The sequence below is a fragment of the Nocardioides panacihumi genome (assembly GCF_039530925.1).
GTDB lineage: Bacteria > Actinomycetota > Actinomycetes > Propionibacteriales > Nocardioidaceae > Nocardioides > Nocardioides panacihumi.
Genome location: NZ_BAAAPB010000001.1, coordinates 243,978 through 246,169 on the forward strand (window position 1 = coordinate 243,978; position 2,192 = coordinate 246,169).

Consider the following 2,192-nt stretch of genomic DNA (forward strand, 5'->3'; position numbering starts at 1 on the left):
CTGCGAGGACGCGCCGACTCGCCATTGCGGGACCGAACGAGGGTCACATCTCCTCGTGGGTCTCCGGGTCACCGCCGAAGAGGCGGCCGTCCGCGCGGCCGAGGGCGGTGATCGCGTCCACCTCGTCGGCCGACAGCTCGAAGCCGAAGACGTCGAGGTTCTCGGCCTGTCGCGACGGCGTCGCCGACTTCGGGATCGGCACCGAGCCGAGCTGGACGTGCCAGCGCAGGATCACCTGACCGGCCGTCACCCCCAGGCGCTCGGCGGCGGCGCGCACCGGCGGGGCGTCGTACTGCGCCTGCCGCTTGCCCATCGGGCTCCACGCCTCGGTCCGGATGCCGAGCTCGGCGTGGACGGCCCGCATCTCGGCCTGCGGGAAGAGCGGGTGCAGCTCGATCTGGTTGACCGCCGGCGTCACGCCGGTCTCCTCGACGATCCGGCGCAGGTGCGCCTCGGTGAAGTTCGAGACGCCGATCGTCGTGACGAGGCCCTGCGCGCGCAGGTCGACGAGCGCCTGCCACGCCTCGACGAAGAGACCCTGACTGGGGTTCGGCCAGTGGATGAGGTGCAGGTCGAGGTGGTCGAGCCCGAGCCGTTGCAACGACTCCTTCGTCGACGAGGTCGCCAGGTCGTACGCGTGGTGGCGCCCCGGGATCTTGCTCGTCACCCGCACCTCGTCGCGCGGCAGCCCGGACCGGCGCAGCGCCTCGCCGACCTCGGTCTCGTTCTCGTAGTTCACGGCCGTGTCGAGCAGCCGGTAGCCGCCCTCCAGTGCGCTGACGATGGCCGCGACGCCGTCCTCCCCGCGCATCGGGTAGGTGCCGAAGCCGATGGCCGGGAGGGTGGTGCCGTCGTTCAGTGTGTACGTCGGGACGCTCATGGCCTCGACGTTAGCGGGCCGTCAGATGGAGGACGGAGTCACTTCTTCTTGCCAGGATGGATCTGGTCGGAGAAGGTCGCCTCGGACTCCTTGTGGCGCTTGTCGGCGCGCTTCTCCTTGATGGACTTCCCGGTCTTCTTGGTCAGGTTCTGGCGCGGCGACTTGTCGCTCATGGCGGATTCTCTCTGAGAGGAAGCCTGAATGGCTCCGGCTTCCGACACTACTCCGCGCAGACGGCCCAGCGAGCGTCACGGGTCCGGCTGCGTCAACAGGTGCGCGACCGCCTCGGCCCGGGTGTGCACGCCGAGCTTCTCGAAGGAGTTCTCCAGGTGCTTGCGCACCGTGTTCGGTGAGACGACCAGCCGATCGGCGATCTCCTGGTTGGTCTTGCCCCGAGCGACCCAGGAGAGGATCTCGCTCTCACGTCGGGTCAGCCTGTCGACCATGCGTACGTCGGCCCCGGCCCAGCGCTCGCGACCGGCTGCGAGCGACGGCCTGAGCACCTCGAGCAGCTCGCGGTCGTGGTCGCCGAAGTCGCCGTCGGAGCTGCTGCGGTTGATGTAGAGGTAACGCGCGACGCCGCGCGGCGCCGGGAGCCACAGCCTGATCTGGTGCTCGACCCCCATCGGCGCCAGGACCTGGCGGAAGTAGTCCAGCCGATGCAGCTGTGGTCCCGCAACGACGTCCGAGAGCCTGAGCGCCCGTTGCTCGTGCGCACATCTCCGGATGCTGAGCGGATGCTCGCCGCACAGTCTCATGGCGGCGACCGTGACGGACTCGGGTGGGCCGCATGCCGACGTGTCGCAACCGATCAGCAACCGATGGCTGCCGACCTCCCGCTCGCGGTAGCCGAGCACCGATCCCGGGACCAGCCGTGCGAGCAGGTCGAGGAAGCGACGTCCGAACGGCGTCGAGCGGTCCACGAGCATCGCCCCCGTGTTCACCAGTGCGAGCGCATCGGCGAACTCACGGTGGCTGAAACCGACCACGCCTCAACGTACGACGGACGTCGTATTCACGCACCCCGCCCGCGCTGGCTATACCGAGACTTGGCGATGCCTCGATCGGCACCGCGGCCGTCGTGCAGCGGAAGGTGCGGAAGATGTCCGGAAGCAGTGTCAGATCAGGATCGACTCACCGAGGCCGCGCCTGGCCCCGTGCCCGCGTCGTCACCGTCGTGCTCGCGCTCGCCCTCGGCGCCGTGACGGCACCGCCCAGCGACGCCCACGCCGGCCATGCCCACCGCGTCCACCAGGGCACGCAGGCTGCCGACGGCACCGCCGTCAGGGCCTGGAACGAGATCACGGTGAAC

General features: G+C 69.6%; 4 protein-coding genes. 1 reads left to right on the forward strand and 3 read right to left on the reverse strand.

Annotated elements, in window-relative coordinates; translation table 11 throughout:
• Nucleotides 1-43: 43 nt before the first annotated feature.
• The 3 genes from ABD205_RS01200 to ABD205_RS01210 form a co-directional block, all read right to left on the reverse strand.
• Nucleotides 44-880: an aldo/keto reductase gene (locus ABD205_RS01200; RefSeq protein ID WP_344041561.1), complete on the reverse strand. Its 837-nt coding sequence runs from the start codon at nucleotides 878-880 to the stop codon at nucleotides 44-46.
• A 38-nt stretch (nucleotides 881-918) separates the two neighbouring features.
• Nucleotides 919-1,053 (reverse strand): hypothetical protein, encoded by a 135-nt coding sequence (locus ABD205_RS01205; protein ID WP_344041563.1) that lies wholly within the window; start codon nucleotides 1,051-1,053, stop codon nucleotides 919-921.
• A gap of 75 nt (nucleotides 1,054-1,128) precedes the next feature.
• Entirely contained in the window at nucleotides 1,129-1,869 is a 741-nt protein-coding gene (locus ABD205_RS01210) for a helix-turn-helix transcriptional regulator (RefSeq protein ID WP_344041565.1), read from the reverse strand.
• A 113-nt stretch (nucleotides 1,870-1,982) separates the two neighbouring features.
• On the opposite strand from ABD205_RS01210, the gene ABD205_RS01215 reads away from it, so the two are divergent.
• The coding region (locus tag ABD205_RS01215; protein ID WP_344041567.1) for a hypothetical protein at nucleotides 1,983-2,192 on the forward strand (210 nt) is incomplete at its 3' end.